This window comes from Pseudomonas sp. MWU13-2862 (assembly GCF_023242495.1).
GTDB lineage: Bacteria > Pseudomonadota > Gammaproteobacteria > Pseudomonadales > Pseudomonadaceae > Aquipseudomonas > Aquipseudomonas gingeri_D.
In genome coordinates, this window is record NZ_JALMEZ010000003.1 from 149,805 (window position 1) to 174,167 (window position 24,363).

Genomic DNA, 24,363 nt, shown 5'->3' on the forward strand with positions numbered 1-24,363 from the left:
AATCAGCCGTGGACCAGACGGCAAGATGTTCCCCATATGCTGCCGAAGGGAGAACAGCCACGTAGCACGCGAAACGCGCCGTGGTGGAAACGAACGTCACGCCTACTTCCATCGTTGTCGTAAGGTTGGGGCTCTGGGGTCTCCTCGATGCGCCGCAGGACTGCACAGAGCCACCGGCACCAGCTTTCACACCCAAGCCATTGTCAAAATTGTTAGCCTATAGGCATACATAAATCATAAAATATATGCCTATACGCATACAAAATCTTTATTTTTGTATCCCTATGGGCTATCAAAAACATTATTTTGTTAGCCTACAGGCTAACAAAAATGATAAATTGTTAGCCTATAGGCATACATAAATGCCTATTTTGACAGCTTATAGGCTGTCAAAAAGGAGATCTCATGCGTAATTCCTCACTCAGCAACCTGCGTCTGGCTCAGGTGGAACGGGCTCTCGAGCCCTTCGTAACCCTCAAAGGGAAAACTACCCCTCGTGGTGGCTGGCTGCGCTCGATTCGAGAATCCCTGGGCAGAACTGTACGCAGTCAGGCTGCTCTGCTCGGCGTGGCGCCCGCCACGCTTCAAAAATCCGAGCAATCGGAGGCAGATGACCGAATTACCCTCGGTCAACTGAGAAAACTGGCCAACGGGCTGGACTGCGAGCTGGTCTATGCACTGATACCGAAGAAGCCTTTGCATGACATGGTCGAAGAGCGCGCAGAATCGTTGGCCCGGAAAGAGGTCATGGGGGTTTCGCACATGATGGCCCTTGAAGACCAGCGCCCGTCCGACTCATTCATCGAACGCAAGGTAACTGAACGACGCCAGGAACTGCTGGCAGGAGCGTGGGCTCGACTATGGCGGTAGAACTCGAACTGAAACCCGGGCAAACCCCTCTCGACCATGACGAAGCCGCAGGTCTCAAGCCAAAACACATCAGTACCCAGGGCGAGCTTGACGAGTGGGAAGCGGAAAACCTGCTCAAGGCCAGGCAGTGGCTGAATCGCCAGAAAAAGCTTGATGTGCTTAACGAACACTTCTGCCGCGACCTTCACAAGAAAATGTTCAGTGACACATGGAACTGGGCTGGCACATTCCGCAGAACTGAAAAAAATATCGGCTGCGATCCGATACAGATCTCGATCAAGCTGAATCAGCTTCTAGGCAATGTGGCGTACTGGGTAGAGAACAAGACCTTCACACCTGATGAGATAGCGGCTCGTTTTCATCACCAGCTCGTGTCGATACACCCCTTCCCAAACGGAAATGGCCGCCATGCTCGTTACATGACCGATGCTCTTCTCAGGCAGTGCGGTTGCCTTGATTTCTCCTGGGGTAATGGGAATCTGGTTTCAACCAATGAGGTCCGTGATCGCTATATCCGGTCCCTCCGTGACGCCGATGCCGGCGATTACGCCCCACTTATGGTCTTCGTACGTAGTTGAGCCCCCCCCTTGGGAACTACGTATCAAGCGCAGTGAGCGCCGGCCCGCTGTTGCCATCACTACCAAGAGAAAAAAGATTCCAATACAATTTCTTCGCAGCCCTGGCCATTCCACTCCCGGGTTACTGAAACGGTGAAGAACCTAGGTATATATGGCCCCGCTATGCGGGGCCTACTCGTTTCTGACGACCTCGCTGGCCGATGCTAACCCTGCTTCCCGCCCCCCACGAACAGACATCGAATCGTCTGGACACATAAAAGCCCCCAAGCCCCTCCCCCGCTCAACTAATCTTCCAGAACCGCAGGAAGCGGCCCCTTCGCGTTCAAGGAAAGAACATGTCCCTGGCCATCGTCCACAGTCGCGCCCAGGTGGGCGTGGAAGCCCCCGCCGTCACCGTCGAAACCCATCTGGCCAACGGCTTGCCGATGCTGACGCTGGTCGGGCTGCCCGAAACCGCCGTGAAGGAAAGCAAGGACCGGGTCCGCAGCGCGATTCTCAATTCGGCCCTCGATTTTCCGGCACGACGCATTACCCTGAACCTCGCTCCGGCGGATCTGCCCAAGGACGGAGGACGCTTCGACCTGGCAATTGCCCTCGGTATCCTGGCCGCCAGCGTGCAGGTGCCCGCCCTGACACTGGACAACCTGGAATGCCTGGGCGAACTGGCCTTGTCCGGCGCCATTCGCCCGGTGCAAGGCGTGCTGCCGGCGGCACTGGCCGCTCGCGCCGCCGGACGTACGCTGGTGGTGCCACAAGCCAACGCCGAGGAGGCCTCGCTGGCCTCCGGGCTGACGGTGATTGCCGTCGACCATCTGCTGCAACTGGTGGCCCATCTCAATGGACATGCGCCGATCAAACCCTTCGAATCCAACGGCCTGCTGCACTTGAGCAAGCCCTACCCGGACCTGAGCGAAGTGCAAGGCCAACTCGCCGCCAAACGCGCCCTGCTGATCGCCGCCGCCGGGGCGCATAACCTGCTGTTCAGCGGCCCACCCGGCACCGGCAAGACCCTGCTCGCCAGCCGCCTCCCCGGATTGCTACCGCCGCTGGACGAACAGGAAGCCTTGGAAGTCGCGGCCATCCAATCGGTCGCCAGCCATGTGCCGTTGAGCTGTTGGCCCCAGCGGCCTTTTCGCCAACCGCATCACTCGGCCTCGGGACCCGCGCTGGTGGGTGGAGGATCGCGGCCACAGCCCGGTGAAATCACCCTGGCCCATCACGGCGTGCTGTTTCTCGATGAACTGCCGGAATTCGACCGCCGGGTATTGGAGGTCTTGCGCGAACCGTTGGAGAATGGTGTGTTATTAATCACATATTATTATTTCCCGCCAATCACTGTATGCATTCACAGTATTGTCGGACAGTGGTAGGCTCACTAACCCGGCCTATGCAAGCTACAATAGCGGTTTGCCAGCATTGCTAAGGAGTGCAACATGGAAGCCGCCACCAACGACCAAGACGCCCCTGAACCGGTTGAAGAAATCGGTAATGCAGATGCGGTAGGTGATCCACCGCCGCCTCTTATCATTTTCAACGCGGTCATTCAAAAGGTTGATTGTAAAGGGCAAGTCTTGGGTGCGCCGTTCTACCGAACGAATGAGCCAGGTATACGACAATACCTCACAGGGGTTCTTCGCAGTTTGGTTGATATCTCACGGAGCCAAAGTTTTCAGTTCTGTGAAAACGGATTCAACACAAAGGAACATGTCGGTGCATTGTCAGATGAGCGCACCTTTAAATCCTATGCCCTAGAAATGACCGAGCGACTGCTTCAGTGCGAAATTGTCGCCCAAAAGAAGATTGAAGGTTTCAAAGAATTGCGCGCGGGTAGCCTGTTATGCGCACATTTCAAGCTCGCAGAATCCGAATACGTCATTCTGGTTAAAATTGATCATGCAGGATTCATCGAGGAAGTCAATTTCCAACATACCTCTGGCCTTCCAGACAAACAACGGGCTCAAAAGTGCGCAACCTTCAAGATTGTTGATGGAGAAGTTGAATCCACAGTTGTTATCAGCGACAGCAACAGCGCTTTGACAGAGTATTGGTGGAGTGACTTCCTGAATCTAAAAACACTATCTGACTCTGAAAAGAATACATACAAAGCTTTCAAAGCGATCGAAGGATTCCTTAAAAAGAAGATCGAAAATACGTCCCCAAGTGATTACTGGACCTTGCGGAACGCTTTTGTAAGCTACTTCAATACAAAGCCAAATTGTGTATTCGACCAAATGGTTGATGAAATAATGAGTGAATATCCAGCCCATCATGATGGACTGAATATGCAACAGCTTGCGAAAGAAGCTAAGGAGTTGCCGAAAAAGAAAGGCTTCGACTCACATTTCACTATTGCACCAAATACAATCAGCAATAAAATCAAGCGGCAAATTCATCTTGCACCTAATTTGGACCTCAGGATAACCGGCGAAATCACTAATTTTGATCAAACATTTGATACTGGTGATGACGACGGTCGGAAGTTTCTGAAAATTTATTCCGATGAAGGCTACGAAGCGTTCAAGAAACGAGAATGAATGATGATCTTCACAGCGATAGCTAATGCACTTTCGGCGTCTGTCATACACATTGACACCGAGGAAACTAACACGAACGTTCGGGAAAGGTTTCGCCTTTCTCAAATGAACGTCGACCGCACTGCGCTAGACATCGCTTTAGCCAAGATCAATTCGCGGGATAACTTTTCGGTTGGTGTTCTATACTCGGACAGTGACCAAGCAACAAGTTTGGAAAGCTGCGAATCTAACGCCATAGATGTTTTTTGTCGTCGTCTTGAATTGCACTGTGATGATGATGAGCCAGTGTCAGCTATCGTTACCATTTCCATAACGAAAGGATTCAAGGACAAAACCGCCACAATATATTCACTCGACCAGATTGAAAAATATTGGCGTTTAGGTGGTATTGGCCAAACCGCAAACAAAATTCATTCTCTATCGGAAAAAGCTTACATACTTGAATCGGCGGAATTACAACAGACTTTTGCAACTAGCTTGTTTGTATTCCGACCTCCAAACACTAACAATTTGATACAAACCAACCCTGAACTTCCCAACAAGCATAAACTGATATCCACACGTGACAAATCATGTTTGTTCTACGAAAGTAAGTCCTACCCTTTCATACCACAAGATTTCAGTTTTGGCTCGCCAATTAGCCACATTGGTATTGGACGCCTGTTTGGCACTCTACAACTTGTCTTTGCAATTGTTTACATCGCTGACATAAGTTCACTTAGCAGCTCTGAGTTTACGGCTACAATAAAAGGTTACCGGCACGTCTCTGGATCTATTATGCTGGATGGCCATGACGACCAAAATGCTGCTCTCGCATATTATGAAATTTATATTTGGGCGTATGGTGACGGAAGCACCACTGATAAATTAGGAATCTCAAGAAATTTACTTTCAATCCACATTGAAGACGATCATTTCCGAAAAGTTAAAGACGGAAGCATGAATGCGATCATATCAAACTACAGCATTTACTTGAAAGAGAATGTTAAGCAATATATTGACATAAAAAACAAGCTATCCGATCAAATCCAGAAACAATCTGAAAAAGCCAATGACATGGTTAAGTCCATCGGAGGATATCTTAGAACGTCAATCTTTACGGTATACTCATTCGTCATCACGACTTTCATTGTTCGCTCCATATCAAAAACCTCCACAGATGTTACATTCAGTCATGGGATATACATAATATTTCTCATGTTTCTTATCCTTTCGGTCTGCACGTTGGTATATGCTTATAAAGAATGCACGGCCGAGCTTGAACGATTTGAATCCATTTATAACTCCTTTAAATCTAGATTTGATGACCTTATTGCCAAAAGCGACCGAGACCGAATTCTACAAAATGACGCTGAATTCAACCGGGACGTTGCTTATGTGAAGGCCTCCCGATTCCGTGCGGTGGTCCTTTGGGGCTGTGCTTTGGGGGCTGTGTTTTTATTCGTGACCGTTGTCAAATTGCTATGCTATTAGTCGTAAACGCCGGAGCATAATAAAGAACGCCCACCTGCGCCCCAGGGATGGATACAGACGCTTTGACGAGTTCTGCCATAGCTACCCATTGTGTCACCAGTATCGTGGTTGCATCAAATTTATAGACATTTATAACGCGATTGAAAAACCCCATCCAAATTTGTTTAGAATTGGGTGTGGCAGGCCGTATAATAGATCGTACAACCATCCCCCAAATGCGCAATGTCTAGCTTTCATCTGGGGTGGTCGCGCTCTCAGCAAATAATTGTATAAAATTCAAAAACGCGATTTTCCTGCACCCAGACTACGGCCAGGGAAAATTTGACTTGCAAACACCCCAATATCCCCTCGGCCCCATGCACTGCTGGGTGTTGGTTATGTTTCGCGGGTGGGATCTTTATTTCTCTGTGTCATGGTATCTAGTGTGCCGGAGTTGAATGCAGGGGCGGCTTGGTGGTTACTAATATTAAAGGTGCTTTGTCATGCATCCAACTAGGAAATAGGTCTGAATAAAAATCTACCATGTCAGAAAACAAAGAACATTACTCCCAAGATAGCTTTATGGGAGTTCCAATCAAGTGCGGGGCTTTATACCCATCGTTCACCGATATTCTAGAAGCATTGTATGTGATGATTTACGAGGGTACAAAAGCCTACCCTAGGCCACGCGGCTACCATGTCAGGCTTAGGTTTACGAAAAAAATGACTAGCCGCACATTCAGTGCCCGCCTTTCTACTTTTTTCCAAAGAAAGTCTGGTTACGTGCCATTACGCGTGACGGTTGTGGAATGCGATGAGGACGATGAAGGCTTACATCATCACTTTTCTATAATATTGAACGACAGGTTAGATCGGAGATCAAGTTTACAGCATTTTATGGCACAGCTCTTGGCTGGAGGTTTTCTAGCCAACTATCAAGTGGTCTGCCCTGACATTGATGCTTATGGGCATCACCTTCGAACCATAGAAGAAAAAGATAACTACTTTGAATGGATGAGCTATCTGGCGAAGGTCTATACCAAGCCTGAGCATCGCCAAGTTTGGAGCCCCTGCCGCGCTGTCGGTCGCGCATCGAAGCAGTGGCAACTCGCCAGCAAGCCTGACTTGCGAAAACAGCTACTCGATCAACAATCGAAAGATAGCAGTGCGGCTGTTGATATTTTTGAGCTCATGCAATTAGTTGACGTGTCGCCCATGGTCATGGTGTCGCGTACAGCCTCTAATACGATGCACGTGGCGACTTAAACGATCACCCTATGGGGTTGGTGCTGGGGTTGTGTTGAGGCCCCTCAGCGGTGGCTACAGGAGCTTCTATGACCCCTAACTTGTGGCATTGTGATTAATGGCACTCGACGTACTCTTGGGAGTTTCTAGATGCGGTCATTCGTGCAAGGTTGGGAATCACCATAATCTAATAAAATTAGACAAGCCCCAGGCAGCTTTCCGCAGGGGCTTGAACTATCAGTAGCTCTACTTTTAACCAAACTTATATAGTATTAGAGCCGACGTAAAAGTCACAATCAATGATGCAGCTGTCCATTTGAGCGAGCCTAGAAAAGTCGACTTACTGGCCATGCCGAATTTGAACCCCAGCCCCCACAACCTCCACTTATTGGCCGTATAAATCACCATCGGTGCTACAATAGCGGCCAAAACCCAGAATAGGATACCCGGTTCCTGGTTAGCTTTAGTACCAGCCAATGCGAACCGTACATACCCAGTCAGAATTACAACGAACATCAATGTGATTTTGCTCATAACGTATCCCCCACAGACAAAAAAATAGATACAATCCCAGATGCGTTCACGACGTCATTATTATGTAACCAACTCCTGTGAGACCTAACATCGCGGGTGGCATAAAAATGGTCAAATTGATCCACAAGACACCATGACATCAGTGGATCTATCATCGGGTTGCCAAACTACGGCGCCGGTCAAATCAGCGGGAATTCGATACACTAATTTCGTACGGTAGGTTATTAATGGATTTAGAGCTTCAGACAGAATACCAAATCCGTCTCCAGCGACCATTTCAAATTTGTCGAACTTGTAAGTCTGTCCGTTCTTGCTAATTATTACAGCGCCAGGCGATGGATACCTGCTAGTTGTCGAAGTGTTCTTAAAGCTAGCATCGAGAATCAGGAATTTTGAACCAGTCCACGATTTAGGATCTAAGACGGGGTTCAGAGTTCCGATCTTCCTACGTGCTACACAACCGTTCGCAGCCACCCGAAGTCCACCTACATCCGCCGAATTGCTTCTAGGGTGTAAAAGCTGCTTTTGATAGGCCACAACATCATGATTCGGGTTGTCGTCGGCTAATGCATTGATTGAAATGCACATCAACCCGCACAACAGCAGTTGTTTAGAGACCTTGGCTGTCCTGACGCCCACCAGATGGGCCGGTTGTAGGCTCAATGACGATAGAAGCATTCCGATGTGCGATCTCATTTCATAATCCTTTGGTGTTTTCAGCTACGTGCGCCTGAATCCGGATGCATCAGATGCCAAAAAATATCATCAGATGATATTTTTAGCAAAATTATTATCCCTGTGTGTCCTTCAGGACGATCGGTTCAAGTGTGAGCATCCAGCTTTTGATTTGGATCGCTTATGACGCGGGATGCATTAACCGATTTCGGTCAACGGATCAGGGCCCTACGAAAAGCACAGGGCCTAACCCAAGCACAGCTTGCAGAGTCCTTGGGCTATGAGCCGATGACGATAAGTAGATTTGAGCGTGGTGAGTACGGCCCAGGATTTGACGCCATGCATGACCTGGCGCGGGCGTTGGGCGTTCCACTCGTGTCACTTCTTCAATCTGAATCGAAGGAGCCGTTGAGCGTTGGGGAGCTCAGGCATCAACTGTGTGACATTGTTTACGACACCACAGACCCCAAGGTGTTGATGGAGATGATCAGAGTGGTTCGCAAGGTCCGTGGCGATTAGTATCGTTGCTAGTGCATTCATGACTCAGCATTTCGCTTCGCTGTCCATCTGCGACATGTTGCTCTCTGTATCAGGCCCAACCGCTCTGGCGCGGGCCTTGAATCGCTTCAGTATCCAGTCTGAAGATTGGTTGCTGTCGGTTTAACAGAAATCTCGGTTACGCAAAATCTGGGACACCCTCATGATGGCGGTTCCACGCCATTAGGTACTGCTTATTGAACCGCTCTGCTGTATGCCGTCTTGAGTAGTCCTGCCAAGACGGGTAGGAATATAAACGTCATTGCCTTGATATAGTCTCGGCCAGTTGCCCAGTGCCAATTTCCTCGTTCCAGGGGATCAAACACGATAATGATGAACAGTGCAATTGCTGCCCATGCAATCGACACAAATGCCCATCCTCTGAATGAACGGCTCTGTCTTCGCCACCAGCCTTGCTTGCTCTTGCGGGGTAGATTCTGGATGATCTGGGCAAGCTTCTGCCGCTCGGTTGCCAAATCGTTTACTCTTTTAAGGCTGATTTGATCGTCAGTCGCTAACATACGATCAAAGACATTCATGACTTCTACGGGGGGCCTGTCGTGCTTGAGGTCGGAGTTCTTGTACAGGGCATGAGTTAAGTCGAACACAGACTGTAATATCTGCGACGGTGCAAGCCCTAAAGCGAGATATGCACGCCATGCTTTGCCTACTTTCTCTTCGTACTTGGTCGTCAACTCGTTGTCGTGGCACCCCAGCCACTCACGAATAGTTGCCCAATCTTTGCGAATACTTCCCTTGGCGTCGTTGTCTTGTGCTAGCTCTCGCAAGGCTCGGATATAAAAGATCCCTGCATCCGCGAAGAGGCCGAGATCGTTGGGAATGTTTGATCTTTCGCTAGTAGGATTGTGTTCCATGCAGGTCAATTCCGAGTCTTAGCAGGCATTGTGTCGACCTCCACACTAGCAGCTTGCGCAGCAACTGAGTTGGAAACCTTATTCAAAGCAGGCCCGGCCCAGGTCACTGCTGTGTAGGGCACTCAAGATGCCGTGACATCTACGGTATCTCTCCCCTTGAACGCTATCAAAGGACTCTATACCACTAGAGTTCCAATCGCTGCAAGACTGCATTCAATTGAGTACACCCCTGAGACTACAGACCAGTGAATACAGAATCCCCCATTAAATCGTGTTCAATAGGGTTGATTTTGTTAATGAATACGATCACACTCATAACATCTAGAAGCTAATGAATACAACAGGTACAGAAAATGGCAAATGTAGGTTACGTCAGGGTTTCATCGGTTGATCAAAACACCGCTCGCCAGTTGGACGGCGTGACTCTGGACCGGGTGTTTGAAGATAAGGTGTCGGGTGCGACGACAGATCGCCCTCACCTACAAGAGATGCTGAAATTCATCCGTGAGGGCGACACCGTCCACATCCACTCTATCGACAGGCTGGCCCGGTCACTGGAAGACTTGCTGAAGCTGGTGAAGGATTTGAATACTAGGAAGATCAGCGTCCACTTTCACAAGGAGCAATTGCTGTTCACAGGTGACGCCAACCCCATGCAGGAGTTGATGCTGTCGCTGTTGGGTAGCGTTGCCCAGTTTGAACGAGCAATGATCAAGGAACGTCAGCGGGAGGGCATCGCCAAGGCGAAGGAAGCGGGCGTGTACAAAGGTCGTGCAAAGTCAGTTGATGACGCTGCGATCAGGGTTGCAATGCAAGCTGAGGGTGCATCGTTCCGCAAGGTGGCAAAGGCTTTGGATGTAAGTTTGAGCAGCGTGCAAAGGGCAATGAAAGCCTGATTGTACTGTGTCTCAATGGCCCGCTACGGCGGGCTTTGTCATGTCTGGGATTAGGATATTGCCTGCGTCTATAAAATTCATCCGGGTTTGGAATTGCCAGAAAAGGGCCTTTGTTCGTGCTATAACCGCTGAAATACCAGCAGACAGGGAGCAATCGTGGGCGACTACGCGAAATCCATCTCAGAACGAGATAAACACACCCGCATCACCACAGGTCACTGCCTGATCTGCGGTAAGCACGGGCCGCTAAGTATCGACCATGTGCCCCCTCAAGGTAGTGTCACCATCACAAAGGTGGAGCAAGTTCATTTAACGGAGATGCTCGACCTGAAGAATTCCAATGTTCGGGGCATCAAATCTACGAACGGCAGCAAATTCAAGACAATTTGTAAAAAATGTAACAGCAGTGCCGTGGGACAAAATAATGACCGTGAGGTGGCCGACGTTTGCAAGGCGCTGACACGTAAAATCAATCATTTCTTTCGGAACGCTAATAGCCCAATCAGTGGTGTGAGCACACCATTTGATGCTGTAAAATACTGCCGGGCAATGATCGGTCATATCATCTCCGCAACTTCGGTTACAGAATGCGCAAAGCCCAGCCAGCCAAGTCCTTATTTTGATCCACTTAAGAAGTTTGTGCTCGGGGACGATCAAGCCATAGCTGACACACACGATATCTACTATTGGTTTTATCCTCATCGCCATCACCTGAGCATCAAACTATTTGGTCTGAAAAACCAAGGACACCACGCCAGCCTGAGTATTCTTGCATTCTTCCCGCTAGCATTTTTGGTTACGGAGAAAAACCGAGGTATCTATCCTGCGGGGGCGGTGAAACTGAACCTATCAGATGAATCTATATTTTTGAACCTGTCATCCGCCAACATGCATTACTCAAACTTCCCTGCGGTCCCGTTAACAGGTGATCAGATGTTGCTTTTCAGCGATAGCATGGCAGTCGTGAGCTACCCCATACAGGGTAAGGGCTAGGGTAAGGGGGTACCTAGCCGGGTACTAGAAAATAGGGTCCCATACAATAACCGGTAGCTACTAGCTGGTACTAGGTACTTGGTACCTTGCAATAAGAGATAAGAAAATATCGGCAAAAAAATTACGACGGTAAAAACCGTTTAGATGGAAACCATAGCGATCATAAATCCAAAGTTATATCTGCTCATAAAGATCCGCCAGTCTTTGGATACCAAAACGAGCAAGCGGTTTATGAAGCGGAAACTTGCCGCTCACGCTTAAAATCTCTTGACCTTTCCGACTTACCCACATGTGAAGACCTCTAGCAACCTTATCGTATCTGAATTTGAATTGAATCCCCGAAGATTTGAAAAACTGGTTCAGTTCTAAACGTCCTTTTTCAGTACTGAACCGTTCGATAACATCTTCATATGTAGTTAACTTAATTTCAGTAACGCTCGCGCCGTACTCGCCACTAAGTTTATCCACCAGTTCGGACTGATTATCAATATCCACTTCCAATTTATTCATGTTATTAACTATGATTTTGGGAATATTCCCGTCAAGCCCGGCAACCGACTTTTCATAATTTTCATATGTCCCTTTTAACCCCGCCAGAATCTCCGATGCGGCAGCTAACTCTTTCCCCAAAGTTTCCTGTAAGTTTTTATCATCCGCCAAAAACGAATTCAGATCATTACCGAATACATCCATACCCGCCCGGCGTTCCGAACGCTCTTTTGGATCAGTCTGAAATTTTTTATAAGTAATACCTTGCGTAGGAGATTGCGCCTCCCTTACTTCTACCCATCTTTTTCGTTCTGCTTCATTCATGGTATACGTGAAACGTCGAATGACTGACCTGGGTTCCGGCGTAATGGCCTGCATGGCGTGTAGAAGCATACCGAAGGCCAAATCGAATCTGAACCGTTGGTCACACTGTCCTTTTAGTTCCTTCCGAGTAAAACAGTTAAAATAAGGGTACAGGATACCTTTCTGGTTAGTTTGTTTCTCAAACATCATCGTTTCGCCGCAATCAGCACACTTTATTACATGTCTGAAAATATTCGTACTTCCTATGGTCGTGTTGCCATAGTGCTTTCTATCTTTACGGTTCCGCATCGAAACAACAGCTTCATTGAACGCCGTCTGAGTAATTATCTTTGGATAGTAATCTTCTATGTACTCGATGAATATTTTCTTGCCATTCTCATTACGTTTTTGTGACATTAACATGCCCAACGGGTACTTGCTCTCTATCATCAAAGAAACTTGGCGCCCGGTCCATTTTCTTTTTGAGTTTGTATTTACCCGCCTCGTTGCATTAGACACACCCATTGTTTTCAATAGTTCAAATATCATTCGTATTTCTGATGCTTCTTCTTCCACAATAACAAATTTATCAGTTTCAGCGTCATAACAATAGCCATATGGCGGATTATGTACATTGAACTTCTTACTACTTTCACTTGCCGCTAACTTCGCCTTATTCCAAGCAGACTTCCGTCGCTTAGACTTTATTTCTGACTCTTCGTTTGCCCTCTTGGCAATCAAACTGATCATAATCAGGTTTTCAAAATCTTTGGCAGGGTCTTCGTACGAGTAGCATCGCAAATCGATGGTTGTATAGATTTTTACTCCATTTTTCAGAATACCTTGCAATAACTCGACGCCATCAAGCACTCGTTGCCGGGTAATCCTGTCGATTGACTCTACTACCAAGTAATCGCCGGACCGAATGACTCCGCGATCTATACGAGCCAATATTTCTTTAAACTTTCCTTTGTTCGCGTTATCCCCGCGAAATGATGAAACACCTTCATCGATGATCGTTTCAACAACTTCAACGCCAGTTTCAAGGGTGAACGCTTTCAATGGACTGATTTGTCTGTCTACAGAATCGCCCGAGGATTGGACGGTTGAAGAGTAACGGACATAAGCATAGGCGTTTGGCATGGAGCCGACTCGGGAATAAAATATGTGAGTATTATATCACCCTTGGAGTCCGGCCATATCGTGATTTCCCGCGCCCGCGACCGGGTGCGCTTCCCGGCACGCTTCCAGCTGGTGGCGGCGATGAATCCCTGCCCCTGTGGATATCTTGGCGATCCCAGTGGACGTTGCCGCTGCACCCCGGAACAGATCCAGCGCTACAGCAACAAACTCTCCGGCCCGCTGCTGGATCGCATCGACCTGCACCTGACCGTGGCTCGCGAAGCCACGGCGCTCAGCCCCAGCCGGCAAGACGGCGACAACACCGCTCAGGCCGCCGCCAGAGTCGCCGAAGCTCGACAACGTCAGCAACAGCGCCAGGGATGCGCCAACGCGTTTCTCGATTTACCGGCATTGCGCGTGCACTGCAAGTTATCCACAGGCGATGAAAAATGGCTGGAGACAGCGTGCGAACGACTGACGCTTTCTCTGCGGGCAGCCCATCGGCTGCTCAAGGTAGCGCGCACTTTGGCGGACCTGGAGCAGGTGGAAAATATCGAGCGCGGACACTTGGCCGAAGCACTCCAGTATCGGCCAGCGTCCCAATAGACAAGAGATCGCTTGAACAAGGCCAAGCCGAAACATTGCGTTATCGGCCAGCCCATCCCAAACGGATTATTCCTTGCTCAAATCCACCAACGGCGTGCCCCGCACCTCCGTCTTGCGCCCGTCCTGAATCTGCGTCACCCGCTGCATCGCCTTATCCACAGCCGCCTTGTCCGCCAGCAGACTGTAGCTGATCTGGAACTGGCGTTTCTGCCCGGCCTCGATGGTCGGCACCAAGCCCAGCGGGCGCTGGTAATGGCGGTTATAGGAGAAGCTGGTTCCCGGCTCCAGCCCGGTGACATAACCCTGCCCCTGGGTATCGGTGTTTTTCCACAGGGAGAACACCGGCAACTGTTGGGTATTGAACCCGAGCGAAACCCCGAGACTGCCGGCCTTGTTGTGCAACACCGCCAAGGTGTCGCCCTTGGCATCGGCATACGGCACGACGTTGTAGACGGTCTCGTCATAGTCCTTGGTCGGCGCGCGATAGGTCTGCCAGTCCGGCAGGTCGCCCTTGGCCTTGTCGTTGAACGGCGAGACCTGCTTCACCGGCGCCACGAAGCGCGCGCCCTGCTCCAGGAACGGAGTGCTGAAGTTGCTGTGGTACAGCGCCTGGTATTCCTTCGGATAATCGCCGTTGTTGGTCAGCGTGTCGTTGAGCGCAAAACTCACGCTGCCCGGCACCGTCAACAGTTCGGTAACCACCGAGAAGTCGACCTTCTTGAACGCCTGCTCCTTCAGCTCGCCTTGCAAACGAATGGCATAAGGCGGCTTTTCATCGATATGCAACGTGACCTTGCTGGCCGGAATATTCGCCGCCCGCCCGTGCAAGGTGAGCAGTTCACCGTTATCGAGCCCCGGATGCCCGACCCACTCATAGCCGCAACGCACCACCAACTCGTTGAAGCCCTCCAGCCAGCCCAGGCCGCCACGGCCGTTGAGCTCGATAAAGGCCGGGTTGACCACTTCCTTGACCGGCGAGTCCCAGCCCAGGCGCACATTGCCCACGGACGCGTGCAGGACGTTCATGCCCCGCGTCGGGACCACCGAGAGTTTCATCGTGCCGTTGTCGATATCGACGATGCTGACCCCTTCCTGGCGGCCGCCATGCAAGGTGCGCATCGTCACGGAAAAAGGTTTGTCGGTCTTGATCCCCAGTTGTTGGCTGGTGATCTGCCGGTTCTGCGCGGGCGTGTCGCTGTCGAGCAGCACGTAGTCCCAGGCCATGGCGTGGGAAGCAGCGGTCAGGGCGGTGACACCGAAGAGCAAGCGGAGGGAAGTCATGGGCGGTCCTTGTTGGAATTGTCCGACTTTTATAGCGCTGATGAAACGATTCAGCAAGTCGACCAGAAAAATTCCCGTCAGCTCGGTGAGCGCATGTACTACCACCCGTATTTCAGCGCCTGTGACGAGGCGCCGCCTCAGCGAAACTGATCCACTTCCTGGCGCAGCTCCGTAGCCAGGGTCTCCAGCTCCCGGGCCGTGAGCGCCAGGTTGGAGACGACTTCGCGCTGCTCGCTATTGGCCAGGGCAATACCCTGCAGGTTGCCGCTGAGCTGGGTCGCGGTGTTGCTCTGCTCCTGCGTTGCACTGGTGATGACGGCGAACTGCTGCCCGGCCGACCGGCTCTGCTCGTCGATCTGCGCCAGGGCCGACGCCACATTGGCATTGCGTGACAGGCCTTCCTGCATCAGCCGATTGCCCTCTTCCATGGTGCTGATGGCGTGGCCGGTCTGTTGCTGGATGCTCTGGATCATTCCGGAAATCTGGTCGGTGGCTTCACGGGTACGCCCCGCCAGGCTGCGCACCTCATCGGCCACCACGGCAAAGCCGCGACCTTGCTCGCCGGCACGGGCCGCTTCGATAGCCGCGTTCAGCGCCAGCAGGTTGGTCTGGTCGGCAATCGAGGTAATCACCCCGACAATCCCGCCGATTTCCTCGGAACGTTGCCCCAGGGCGTTGATCACCTCTGCCGTGCCACCGAGGGAGCCGGCGATCTGCTCCAGGGAGGCCGAAGCCTCCTCCATGGCGGTGCGACCGATTCGTGTCTGCCGGGCATTTTCCTGGGCCAGCCGCTCGGTATTGCCCATGTTGTCGGCGATATTCAGCGAGGTGGCACTGAACTGCTCCACGGCACCGGCCATGCTGCTGATCTCGCCGGATTGCTGTTCGATCCCTTCATAGGCTCCGCCAGACAAACCGGTGAGCACATGGGCACGCGCGCTGACCTCGGCAGCCGCCTTGCGAATGTGCTCGACCATGGAGGACAACGCCTGCCCCATCTGGTTGAAACTCTCGGCCAACTGGCCGATCTCGTCATGGCTGGACACGTTCAACCGTACACTCAAATCCCCCGCCCCCAGGGCTTGCGCCTGGCGTACCAGATCGCCCAGGGGCCGCAACTTGCTGCGCAACAGCCAGATCGCCGCGCCGACCGCCAGCAGCATCGCCAGCAGGCTGCCGATCACCAGTTGAATGCCGACGCTCCAGGTCACGGCGCGGATCTCGGCCTTGGGCATGCTCGCCACCACGGTCCACGGCCCGCCGTCAAAGGTCGCCGCGACGCTGTAGAAGTCCTCGTTCTTGTCACTCCAGAAGCGCCCGTGGCCCAGTTGCCGGACCAGATCGACAATCACCGGGATCGCCTGTGCAGGGTCCGTCACCCCGGCTGGCGGCACCAGCCAATGCTTCTGCTCATCGAGCAAGGCCAGGGAGCCGGCCGTGCCGATACGAAAGCGCTTGAGGTTGTCGAACTGCGCATTCTGCGCATCGGTGTAGTCGAAACCGACGAACAATACCGCAATCACCTTGCCGCCGGCATCGCGTACCGGTGTGTACTGGGTCATGTAGGATCGGTCGAACAGCAGCGCCCGCCCGACGTACGCCTGGCCCGCCAGCAAACGCTGGTAGGCCGGATGCTGGTGATCGAGCAAGGTGCCGATGGCGCGACTGCCGTCCTGCTTGGTCAGGGAAGTGCTGACCCGGACGAAGTCCTCTCCACTGCGCACGAACAGGGTCGCGACACCCGCGGACATCTGTTTGAACGCATCCACCTCGGTAAAGTTGTTGTTCAGCAGTTCATTGCCCAGGTACAAGCCCGGAGCTTGCACGCTGCCCACGGCGATCATTTGCTCGGGGCGCACGCTCATGCCACTGCTGAAACGCTTTTCGAACAACCCACTCAGGCGCTGGGTACTGTCGCGCAGGGTGCTGTGGAAAGTGTTCAGTTGATCAGCGAGCAAACGCGCTTCACTGGCCAGGTGCTCTTCACGGGTGTCGAGGTTGGCGGAATCCAGCGAACGCAGGGCAAACACGGTGCTGCCACTGATCACCAACGCCAGGATAACGGCGAGCGCCAGCCCCAGTTGCGAGGCGATTCGAGCACGGGGTCGAGACATGGTACGGCTCCTGACCGGGCGGCGAATCCTGTGGAGACTGTCAGACCGCGCGGAAACATTTCCAATGAACAAAGTATGAACGAGCCGCTTGGGACTGCGGTTCCATGTCGGTAGATTCGGCGGCGCCAGCGAATACTTGAGTCATTTGGGCGGATATCAGTGGCCCCCCAAAAACAGCGTATCAGCCCAGACGCTCGACTTCGGGCAAGACCATGGCCGCGACCTCACCCTGGAGGAAATCACTGAGCCGCCGCAGACGCTCCCCGCCCGGTCGGGTTTTCGGCCAGACCAGGTAATATTTCTCACCGCTGTCGACGGCGGTCGGCCACGGCAAACTCAAACGCCCCTGGGCCACATCCTCGGCCACCATCAGCAAGTCGCCCATGGAAACCCCATAACCCCGCGCAGCGGCAATCATCCCCAGCTCCAGGGTATCGAACAGTTGGCCGCCCTTGAGGGAGACCCGTTCGGACAGACCCATGCGCCCCAGCCAACTGCGCCAGTCGCGCCGATCGGGCGTCGGGTGCAGCAGCTCGACGCTGGCCAGACGCTCGGCATCCCAAGGCTGCTCATTGAGCAGCGTAGGTGCTCCCACCGGAATCAACCACTCGGAAAACAGGTAGCTGGCCTCCCAGTCGGGCGGGAAATGGCCGTTGCTGAGCAGCACCGCACAATCGAACGGCTCCTGGTTGAAGTCCACGCTGTCGATATCCATCCAGGCGCTGGTGAGCTGCACCTCATTGCCTTGCTGCAAATGCCGGAAGCGGCTCAGCCGCGCCAGCAGCCAACGCATGGTCAGGGTCGAAGGGGCCTTCATGCGCAGGATGTCGTCTTCGGCGCGCAAGGTATTGCAGGCCCGCTCCAGGGCACCGAAGCCCTCGCGGATACCCGGCAGCAGCAAACGCGCGGATTCGGTCAGTTGCAGATTGCGCCCGTTGCGCTGGAACAGCCGGCAGGCGAAGTGCTCTTCGAGCGTACGAATATGTCGGCTGACCGCACTCTGGGTAATCGACAGTTCCTCCGCCGCCCGGGTAAACGAGCTATGGCGTGCCGCCGCTTCGAAAGCGCGCAAGGCATACAAGGGAGGCAGACGACGGGACATGGGAAGCGCTCCGATAACGCAATGCGCCAACCCTAGCAGAAAGCGCCTTGCATGAGTTTTTATCATGCGAGCAATCGGTTTTATCCCTTTGTGCAAATGCCCGGGAACCCTGAGAATCAACGGTCCTCACTGCCTTGCACCTGTCGAGCCTGATGATCATGAAGCATTCAGCACGCACCGAACTCTGGGCCATCCTGCGGCTGTCCGGGCCGCTGATCGCCTCGCAGTTGGCGCATATGCTGATGGTGCTGACCGACACCCTGATGATGGCCCGGCTCAGCCCCGAGGCCCTGGCCGGCGGCGGCCTGGGGGCGGCGAGTTATTCGTTCGTGTCGATTTTCTGCATTGGCGTGATCGCGGCGGTCGGCACCCTGGTCTCCATTCGCCAGGGCGCCGGCGATATCGAAGGCGCCACCCGCCTGACCCAGGCCGGGCTCTGGCTGGCCTGGGCAATGGCCCTGCTCGCCGGCCTGCTGCTGTGGAACCTCAAGCCGGTGCTGCTGATGTTCGGCCAGACGCCGAGCAACGTGCACGCCGCCACGCAGTTCCTGACCGTGCTGCCGTTCGCCCTGCCCGGCTACCTGAGCTTCATGGCCCTGCGCGGTTTCACCAGCGCCCTGGGCCGCGCCACCCCGGTGATGGTGATCAGCCTGTGCGGGACCCTGGCCAACTTTGCCCTCAACTACGCCCTGATCACCGGGATGTTCGGCCTGCCCAAGCTGGGCCTGGTGGGGATCGGCCTGGTCACCGCGCTGGTCGCCAGCTGCATGGCCCTGGCGCTGGCCTGGCATATCAAACGGCATCCGGCGTACCGCAACTACCCTTTGCTGCGGGGCCTGTCGCGACCCAACTGGCAGTATCTGCGCGAGCTCTGGCGCCTGGGCCTGCCGATTGGCGGCACCTATGCCGTGGAAGTCGGGTTGTTCGCCTTTGCCGCGCTGTGCATGGGCACCATGGGCAGCACGCAACTGGCGGCGCACCAGATAGCCCTGCAGATCGTTTCGGCGGCCTTTATGGTGCCGGCGGGGATTTCCTACGCCATCACCCTGCGCATCGGCCTGCACTATGGCGCCGGGCAATTGCTGGACGCACGCCTGGCCGGCCGGGTCGGTATCGCCTTCGGCGCGGCCGCCATGCTGGCCTTTGCCGCGCTGTTCTGGCTGGCACCGAATCAATTGGTCGGGCTGTTCCTGGATCGCAACGACCCGGCGTTCCAACCGGTCATCGAACTGGCCGTCAGGCTGCTGGCGGTGGCCGCCTGGTTCGAGCTGTTCGACGGCACCCAGACCATTGCCATGGGCGCGATCCGGGGCCTGAAAGACGCCAAGACCACCTTCCTCGTCGGTCTTGCCTGCTACTGGCTGATCGGCGCTCCGGCGGCGTGGTTGCTGGCGTTCGACTTCAACGGCGGACCGACCGGTGTCTGGTGGGGCCTGGCGCTGGGCCTGGCCTGCTCGGCGGTGAGCCTGACACTGGCATTTGAATGGCGGATGAAGCGGATGCTCGGACGCCATACGGCGCAAAGCCCACAGCCTGGCGTCATGGATGCAGCCTGAGTCGACAGGCTGCCTCCAGCGGCGTCAAACCACTTCCTGCACCGCCGGCTGGGCGGCGTCAAAGGTCAGGTATTCCACCAGTTCAGCCAGCGGCAACGGCTTGCTGATCAGGTAACCCTGGACCTGGTCGCAGCCGAACTCACGCAGCAAAGCCAGTTGCCCTGGCGTTTCCACCCCTTCGGCCACCACTTCCAGATGAAGGTTGTGGGCCAGGTTGACCATGGCATGCACCAACTTGCGGTTTTCTTCGCGCTGCTCCATGCCGCCGACAAAACTCATGTCCACCTTGAGCAAGGCAATCGGCAGGCTGTTGAGGTGCACGAAGGAGGAAAACCCGGTGCCGAAGTCGTCCAGGGAAAAACGCACCCCCAGCTGCCTCAGGGCATCCATGGTCTGCTTGACCAGGTCGCTGCGGCGCATCACCGCGGTTTCGGTGAGTTCAAATTCCAGCCATTGCGCCTCGACACCGCGCTCGTTAATCAGCCGGCTCAAGGTCGGCAGCAACTGGCTGTCCTGAAACTGCCGGAACGACAGGTTGACCGCCATGTGCAACGGCGCCAGGCCGCGCTCGCGCAGGGCCTGCATATCCCGCAGCGCCCGGGAAATCACCCAGTAGCCCAACGGCACGATCAGGCCGCTTTGTTCGGCCAGGGGCACGAACTCGCTGGGCGGCAACAACCCGCGCTCGCCATGGCGCCAGCGTACCAGGGCTTCGAGCCCGACGATCTTGCCGCTGCCCAGATCGAGGCGCGGCTGGTAGTGCAATTCCAGTTCATCGCGGCGCAGGGCCCGGCGCAGTTCGCTTTCCAGGTCGGCGAGGCTGCGGGCGTTGCGATTGATCCGTTCATTGAAGATATGAAAGGTGCAGCCCTGGGTGCTCTTGGCCTGCTGCATGGCGATATGCGCATGCCACATCAACGGGTCGGCCCCGGCGTTGGCACGGGTATGGGCGATGCCCAGGCTGCAACCGATCAGCAGGCTCTCGCCGTCGACCCAGTAAGGTTCGGCCATGGCCTCGACAATCCGTTCGGCCACCCTCCCGGCCCGTTGGGGCGCGCGACGGGTGTCGATCAGCAGGGCGAATTCATCGCTGCCCAGGCGCGCCAGTTGGTCACCGGCCTCGAGCTGGCTCTTGAGCCGCGCGACCACCTGCAGGATGAGCCGGTCGCCGGCCTGGTGACCCAGGGCGTCGTTGGCATGGCGGAAATTGTCCAGGTCCAGGTGCCCGAGGGCCAGGCCGCGCCCCTCATTCTCGGCCAACCGCGCCGCCAGCAGGGTCTGGAACCCCTGGCGATTGGCGATACCGGTCAGCGGATCCTGCTCGGCCAGGCGTTGCAAGGTGTTTTCCAGCACGCCCCGTTCCCGCACATGGCGCAGGCAGCGGCGCAAGGTCGGCGCATCGAGGCCCTGGCGAACCAGCCAGTCACTGACACCCAACGGCGCGATCAAGGGTTCTTCGTCCAGCAACAGGATGGTCGGCAGGTGGCAGCGTCCCGGCGCCGGCTGCAGGTTCGGCACCGTCAACAACAGCGCCGTGCGGTCAGCCTCGAACAGGCGGCTGACCACCTCCCAGGATGGCGCATGGATCAGCACGGCCGAATCTCCCAACGGAGCCAGACACTCGCGCAACAAGGCAGCCCACTCCGGCTCATCGGCCAGTAGCAGCAAACGCAAGGGTTCCACAGGCGTAGACAAGCTGACTCCCTAGACTCTGCAAATAACGTTGACGATCAACATTGCGACACGCTTCGGGGCGACTTTAAATACGAGTGATTATCAAGTGCTTCGTTGTGTAACACAAAGGTGAACAATAGCTGTAATTCCGCCGCGCATCCTGCGTGAAAGTAACAAAACCGGCAAATTTAGATAGCGCGGCACGTCACAGTGTCGGAGAGTCGCGGCAGAATCCCTCCAGCCTGTTAAAATGCCCGCCCTTTTCGCAACAGACTCCTGACTCCGTCATGTCCCGACTCAATCCCCGGCAGCAAGAAGCCGTGAACTACGTCGGCGGCCCTCTTTTGGTGCTCGCCGGCGCCGGCTCCGGCAAGACCAGCGTGATCACCCGCAAGATCGCCCATCTGATCCAGAACTGCGGCATCCGCGCCCAGTACATCGTCGCCATGACCTTCACCAACAAGGCCGCGCGGGAAATGAAGGAACGCGTCGGCACCCTGCTCAAGGGCGGCGAAGGCCGTGGCCTGACGGTGTCGACCTTTCACAACCTGGGGCTGAACATCATCCGCAAGGAGCATGCGCGGCTGGGCTACAAGCCGGGTTTCTCGATCTTCGACGAGGCCGACGTCAAGGCCCTGATGACCGACATCATGCAGAAGGAATACTCGGGCGACGACGGCGTCGACGAGATCAAGAACATGATCGGCTCCTGGAAAAACGACCTGATCCTGCCGCCCCAGGCCCTGGAGAATGCACGCAATCCCAAGGAACAGACCGCGGCCATCGTCTACACCCACTACCAACGCACGCTCAAGGCGTTCAACGCGGTGGACTTCGACGACCTGATCCTGCTGCCGGTGAAGCTGTTCGAGGAACATGCCGACATCCTCGAAAAGTGGCAGAACAAGGTCCGCTACCTGCTGGTGGATGAATACCAGGACACCAACGCCAGCCAGTACCTGCTGGTGAAAATGCTCATCGGCACACGCAACCAGTTCACCGTGGTCGGCGACGACGACCAGTCGATCTATGCCTGGCGCGGCGCGCGGCCGGAAAACCTGATGCTGCTCAAGGACGACTACCCGTCCCTGAAAGTGGTGATGCTGGAGCAGAACTACCGCTCCACCAGCCGTATCCTGCGCTGCGCCAACGTGCTGATCTCGAACAACCCCCACGAATTCGAGAAGCAGTTGTGGAGCGAAATGGGCCACGGCGACGAGATCCGCGTGATCCGTTGCCGCAACGAGGACGCCGAGGCCGAACGCGTGGCCATGGAAATCCTCAGCCTGCACCTGCGCACCGACCGGCCCTATAGCGATTTCGCCATCCTCTACCGGGGCAACTACCAGGCCAAGCTGATCGAGCTGAAGCTGCAACATCACCAGATTCCCTATCGCCTGTCGGGGGGCAACAGCTTTTTCGGCCGCCAGGAAGTCAAGGACCTGATGGCCTACTTCCGCCTGATCGTGAACCCGGACGACGACAACGCCTTCCTGCGGGTGATCAACGTCCCACGCCGGGAGATCGGTTCGACCACCCTGGAAAAACTCGGCAACTACGCCACCGAACGCAAGATTTCGATGTACGCCGCCACCGACGAAATCGGCCTGGGCGAACACCTGGACAGCCGCTTCACCGACCGCCTGGCGCGCTTCAAGCGCTTTATGGACCGGGTGCGCGAGCAGTGCGCCGGCGAAGACCCGATTGCCGCCCTGCGCAGCATGGTCATGGACATCGACTACGAGAACTGGCTGCGCACCAACAGCTCCAGCGACAAGGCCGCGGACTACCGGATGGGCAACGTCTGGTTCCTGATCGAAGCGCTGAAGAACACTCTGGAAAAAGACGAAGACGGCGATATGACCGTCGAGGATGCCATCGGCAAGCTGGTGCTGCGGGACATGCTCGAGCGCCAGCAGGAAGAAGAGGACGGCGCCGAGGGCGTGCAGATGATGACCCTGCATGCATCCAAGGGGCTGGAATTCCCCTACGTGTTCATCATGGGCATGGAGGAGGAAATTCTCCCACATCGCTCCAGCATCGAAGCCGACACCATCGAGGAAGAACGGCGCCTGGCCTACGTCGGCATTACTCGTGCCCGTCAGACCCTGGCCTTCACCTTTGCCGCCAAGCGCAAGCAGTACGGCGAGGTCATCGACTGCGCGCCGAGCCGTTTCCTCGATGAGTTGCCACCGGACGACCTAGCCTGGGAAGGCAACGACGACACGCCGACCGAAGTGAAAGCCGTACGCGGCAATTCGGCGTTGGCGGATATACGCGCGATGTTAAAGCGCTAGAATTGAGCATTTTTTAATCTATCTTCAGCGCAAAAGCGCTATTCGAGGACGTTCCGTGGAAGCACTGCACAAGAAAATTCGCGAAGAAGGCATCGTGCTTTCCGATCAGGTCCTGAAGGTCGACGCCTTCCTGAACCACCAGATCGACCCGCAGTTGATGAAACTGATCGGTGACGAATTCGCCGCGCTGTTCGCCGACTCGGGCATTACCAAGATCGTCACCATCGAGGCCTCGGGGATTGCCCCGGCGATCATGACCGGGCTGAACCTCGGCGTGCCGGTGATTTTCGCCCGCAAGCACCAGTCCCTGACCCTGACGGAAAACCTGCTGTCGGCAACGGTGTATTCCTTCACCAAGCAGGTGGAAAACACCGTGGCGATTTCCCCGCGCCATCTGACCAGCAGCGACCGTGTGCTGATCATCGATGACTTCCTGGCCAACGGCAAAGCGTCCCAGGCGCTGATCTCGATCATCAAGCAGGCCGGCGCGACCGTGGCCGGCCTGGGCATCGTCATCGAGAAATCCTTCCAGGGCGGCCGCGCCGAGCTGGATGCCCAGGGTTATCGCGTGGAATCCCTGGCCCGGGTCAAGTCCCTGGCCGGTGGGGTCGTCAGCTTTCTCTGAGCCGA

17 protein-coding genes and 3 pseudogenes are annotated in these 24,363 nt (G+C 54.9%); 13 read left to right on the top strand and 7 right to left on the bottom strand.

What is annotated here, in order from left to right:
* The 7 genes and pseudogenes from M5C56_RS06545 to M5C56_RS06575 form a co-directional block, all read left to right on the top strand.
* Positions 1-123 (top strand): annotated as a pseudogene (locus M5C56_RS06545) (phage antirepressor protein); the annotation flags it as partial.
* 282 nt (positions 124-405) lie between these two features.
* Positions 406-870, top strand: a complete 465-nt coding sequence (locus M5C56_RS06550) for a mobile mystery protein A (RefSeq protein ID WP_103497686.1) — start codon at positions 406-408, stop codon at positions 868-870.
* On the top strand, positions 861-1,448 hold the full coding sequence (locus M5C56_RS06555) for a mobile mystery protein B (protein ID WP_103497687.1): 588 nt from the start codon (positions 861-863) through the stop codon (positions 1,446-1,448). The genes M5C56_RS06550 and M5C56_RS06555 overlap by 10 nt, the downstream gene beginning before the upstream one ends.
* 335 nt (positions 1,449-1,783) lie before the next feature.
* Positions 1,784-2,758, top strand: a pseudogene (locus tag M5C56_RS06560) (YifB family Mg chelatase-like AAA ATPase); the annotation flags it as partial.
* Between the two features lie 123 nt (positions 2,759-2,881).
* A complete protein-coding gene (locus M5C56_RS06565; RefSeq protein WP_103497688.1) occupies positions 2,882-3,982 on the top strand; it encodes a nucleoid-associated protein in 1,101 nt (366 codons plus the stop codon).
* Positions 3,983-5,455, top strand: coding sequence for a hypothetical protein (locus M5C56_RS06570; protein WP_103497689.1), 1,473 nt, complete (start codon positions 3,983-3,985; stop codon positions 5,453-5,455).
* Positions 5,456-5,977: 522 nt separating this feature from the next.
* Positions 5,978-6,700, top strand: a complete 723-nt coding sequence (locus M5C56_RS06575; RefSeq protein ID WP_247263073.1) for a hypothetical protein — start codon at positions 5,978-5,980, stop codon at positions 6,698-6,700.
* Between the two features lie 624 nt (positions 6,701-7,324).
* Here the strand turns inward: M5C56_RS06575 and M5C56_RS06580 are convergent.
* The gene (locus M5C56_RS06580; protein WP_247263074.1) at positions 7,325-7,909 is read right to left on the bottom strand and encodes a hypothetical protein; all 585 of its coding nucleotides are present in this window, start codon (positions 7,907-7,909) and stop codon (positions 7,325-7,327) included.
* Between the two features lie 710 nt (positions 7,910-8,619).
* Positions 8,620-9,300 carry a hypothetical protein gene (locus M5C56_RS06585; protein WP_103497693.1) on the bottom strand — a complete coding sequence of 227 codons (681 nt, stop codon included), beginning with the start codon at positions 9,298-9,300 and terminating at the stop codon, positions 8,620-8,622.
* 353 nt (positions 9,301-9,653) lie between these two features.
* Between M5C56_RS06585 and M5C56_RS06590 the strand changes: the two genes are divergently transcribed.
* Positions 9,654-10,196, top strand: a complete 543-nt coding sequence (locus M5C56_RS06590) for a recombinase family protein (protein WP_103497695.1) — start codon at positions 9,654-9,656, stop codon at positions 10,194-10,196.
* A gap of 156 nt (positions 10,197-10,352) precedes the next feature.
* The gene (locus M5C56_RS06595) at positions 10,353-11,189 is read left to right on the top strand and encodes a metal-binding protein (RefSeq protein ID WP_103497696.1); all 837 of its coding nucleotides are present in this window, start codon (positions 10,353-10,355) and stop codon (positions 11,187-11,189) included.
* Between the two features lie 174 nt (positions 11,190-11,363).
* On the opposite strand, the gene M5C56_RS06600 is transcribed toward M5C56_RS06595, so the two are convergent.
* Complete coding sequence (locus M5C56_RS06600; protein WP_103497697.1) at positions 11,364-13,124, bottom strand: recombinase family protein; 1,761 nt, start codon at positions 13,122-13,124, stop codon at positions 11,364-11,366.
* Positions 13,125-13,163: 39 nt separating this feature from the next.
* On the opposite strand from M5C56_RS06600, the pseudogene M5C56_RS06605 reads away from it, so the two are divergent.
* A pseudogene (locus M5C56_RS06605) lies at positions 13,164-13,709 on the top strand (ATP-binding protein); the annotation flags it as partial.
* Between the two features lie 66 nt (positions 13,710-13,775).
* Here M5C56_RS06605 and M5C56_RS06610 read toward each other — a convergent pair.
* The 3 genes from M5C56_RS06610 to M5C56_RS06620 form a co-directional block, all read right to left on the bottom strand.
* On the bottom strand, positions 13,776-14,990 hold the full coding sequence (locus M5C56_RS06610; protein ID WP_103497701.1) for an aldose 1-epimerase family protein: 1,215 nt from the start codon (positions 14,988-14,990) through the stop codon (positions 13,776-13,778).
* Positions 14,991-15,127: 137 nt separating this feature from the next.
* Entirely contained in the window at positions 15,128-17,104 is a 1,977-nt protein-coding gene (locus M5C56_RS06615; RefSeq protein ID WP_103497702.1) for a methyl-accepting chemotaxis protein, read from the bottom strand.
* Positions 17,105-17,285: 181 nt separating this feature from the next.
* On the bottom strand, positions 17,286-18,206 hold the full coding sequence (locus tag M5C56_RS06620) for a LysR substrate-binding domain-containing protein (RefSeq protein ID WP_103497704.1): 921 nt from the start codon (positions 18,204-18,206) through the stop codon (positions 17,286-17,288).
* A 152-nt stretch (positions 18,207-18,358) separates the two neighbouring features.
* On the opposite strand from M5C56_RS06620, the gene M5C56_RS06625 reads away from it, so the two are divergent.
* Positions 18,359-19,762: a NorM family multidrug efflux MATE transporter gene (locus M5C56_RS06625; protein ID WP_152736681.1), complete on the top strand. Its 1,404-nt coding sequence runs from the start codon at positions 18,359-18,361 to the stop codon at positions 19,760-19,762.
* Positions 19,763-19,786: 24 nt separating this feature from the next.
* On the opposite strand, the gene M5C56_RS06630 is transcribed toward M5C56_RS06625, so the two are convergent.
* Entirely contained in the window at positions 19,787-21,457 is a 1,671-nt protein-coding gene (locus M5C56_RS06630; RefSeq protein WP_103499757.1) for a bifunctional diguanylate cyclase/phosphodiesterase, read from the bottom strand.
* Between the two features lie 266 nt (positions 21,458-21,723).
* Here M5C56_RS06630 and rep point away from each other — a divergent pair, with 266 nt between their 5' ends.
* Positions 21,724-23,733, top strand: coding sequence for a DNA helicase Rep (rep, locus tag M5C56_RS06635; protein ID WP_100942151.1), 2,010 nt, complete (start codon positions 21,724-21,726; stop codon positions 23,731-23,733).
* A 55-nt stretch (positions 23,734-23,788) separates the two neighbouring features.
* Complete coding sequence (locus tag M5C56_RS06640) at positions 23,789-24,358, top strand: xanthine phosphoribosyltransferase (RefSeq protein WP_103499758.1); 570 nt, start codon at positions 23,789-23,791, stop codon at positions 24,356-24,358.
* Positions 24,359-24,363: the final 5 nt, after the last annotated feature.

Excerpts from the sequence above, each read along its gene's own strand:
- M5C56_RS06575 (WP_247263073.1), top strand. The coding sequence starts at position 5,978 with ATGTCAGAAAACAAAGAACATTACTCCCAAGATAGCTTTATGGGAGTT.
- M5C56_RS06590 (WP_103497695.1), top strand. The coding sequence starts at position 9,654 with ATGGCAAATGTAGGTTACGTCAGGGTTTCATCGGTTGATCAAAACACC.
- M5C56_RS06555 (WP_103497687.1), top strand. The coding sequence starts at position 861 with ATGGCGGTAGAACTCGAACTGAAACCCGGGCAAACCCCTCTCGACCAT.
- M5C56_RS06625 (WP_152736681.1), top strand. The coding sequence starts at position 18,359 with ATGATCATGAAGCATTCAGCACGCACCGAACTCTGGGCCATCCTGCGG.
- M5C56_RS06620 (WP_103497704.1), bottom strand. The coding sequence starts at position 18,206 with ATGTCCCGTCGTCTGCCTCCCTTGTATGCCTTGCGCGCTTTCGAAGCG.
- M5C56_RS06600 (WP_103497697.1), bottom strand. The coding sequence starts at position 13,124 with ATGCCAAACGCCTATGCTTATGTCCGTTACTCTTCAACCGTCCAATCC.
- rep (WP_100942151.1), top strand. The coding sequence starts at position 21,724 with ATGTCCCGACTCAATCCCCGGCAGCAAGAAGCCGTGAACTACGTCGGC.
- M5C56_RS06550 (WP_103497686.1), top strand. The coding sequence starts at position 406 with ATGCGTAATTCCTCACTCAGCAACCTGCGTCTGGCTCAGGTGGAACGG.
- M5C56_RS06565 (WP_103497688.1), top strand. The coding sequence starts at position 2,882 with ATGGAAGCCGCCACCAACGACCAAGACGCCCCTGAACCGGTTGAAGAA.
- M5C56_RS06615 (WP_103497702.1), bottom strand. The coding sequence starts at position 17,104 with ATGTCTCGACCCCGTGCTCGAATCGCCTCGCAACTGGGGCTGGCGCTC.
- M5C56_RS06580 (WP_247263074.1), bottom strand. The coding sequence starts at position 7,909 with ATGAGATCGCACATCGGAATGCTTCTATCGTCATTGAGCCTACAACCG.
- M5C56_RS06570 (WP_103497689.1), top strand. The coding sequence starts at position 3,983 with ATGATGATCTTCACAGCGATAGCTAATGCACTTTCGGCGTCTGTCATA.
- M5C56_RS06610 (WP_103497701.1), bottom strand. The coding sequence starts at position 14,990 with ATGACTTCCCTCCGCTTGCTCTTCGGTGTCACCGCCCTGACCGCTGCT.
- M5C56_RS06585 (WP_103497693.1), bottom strand. The coding sequence starts at position 9,300 with ATGGAACACAATCCTACTAGCGAAAGATCAAACATTCCCAACGATCTC.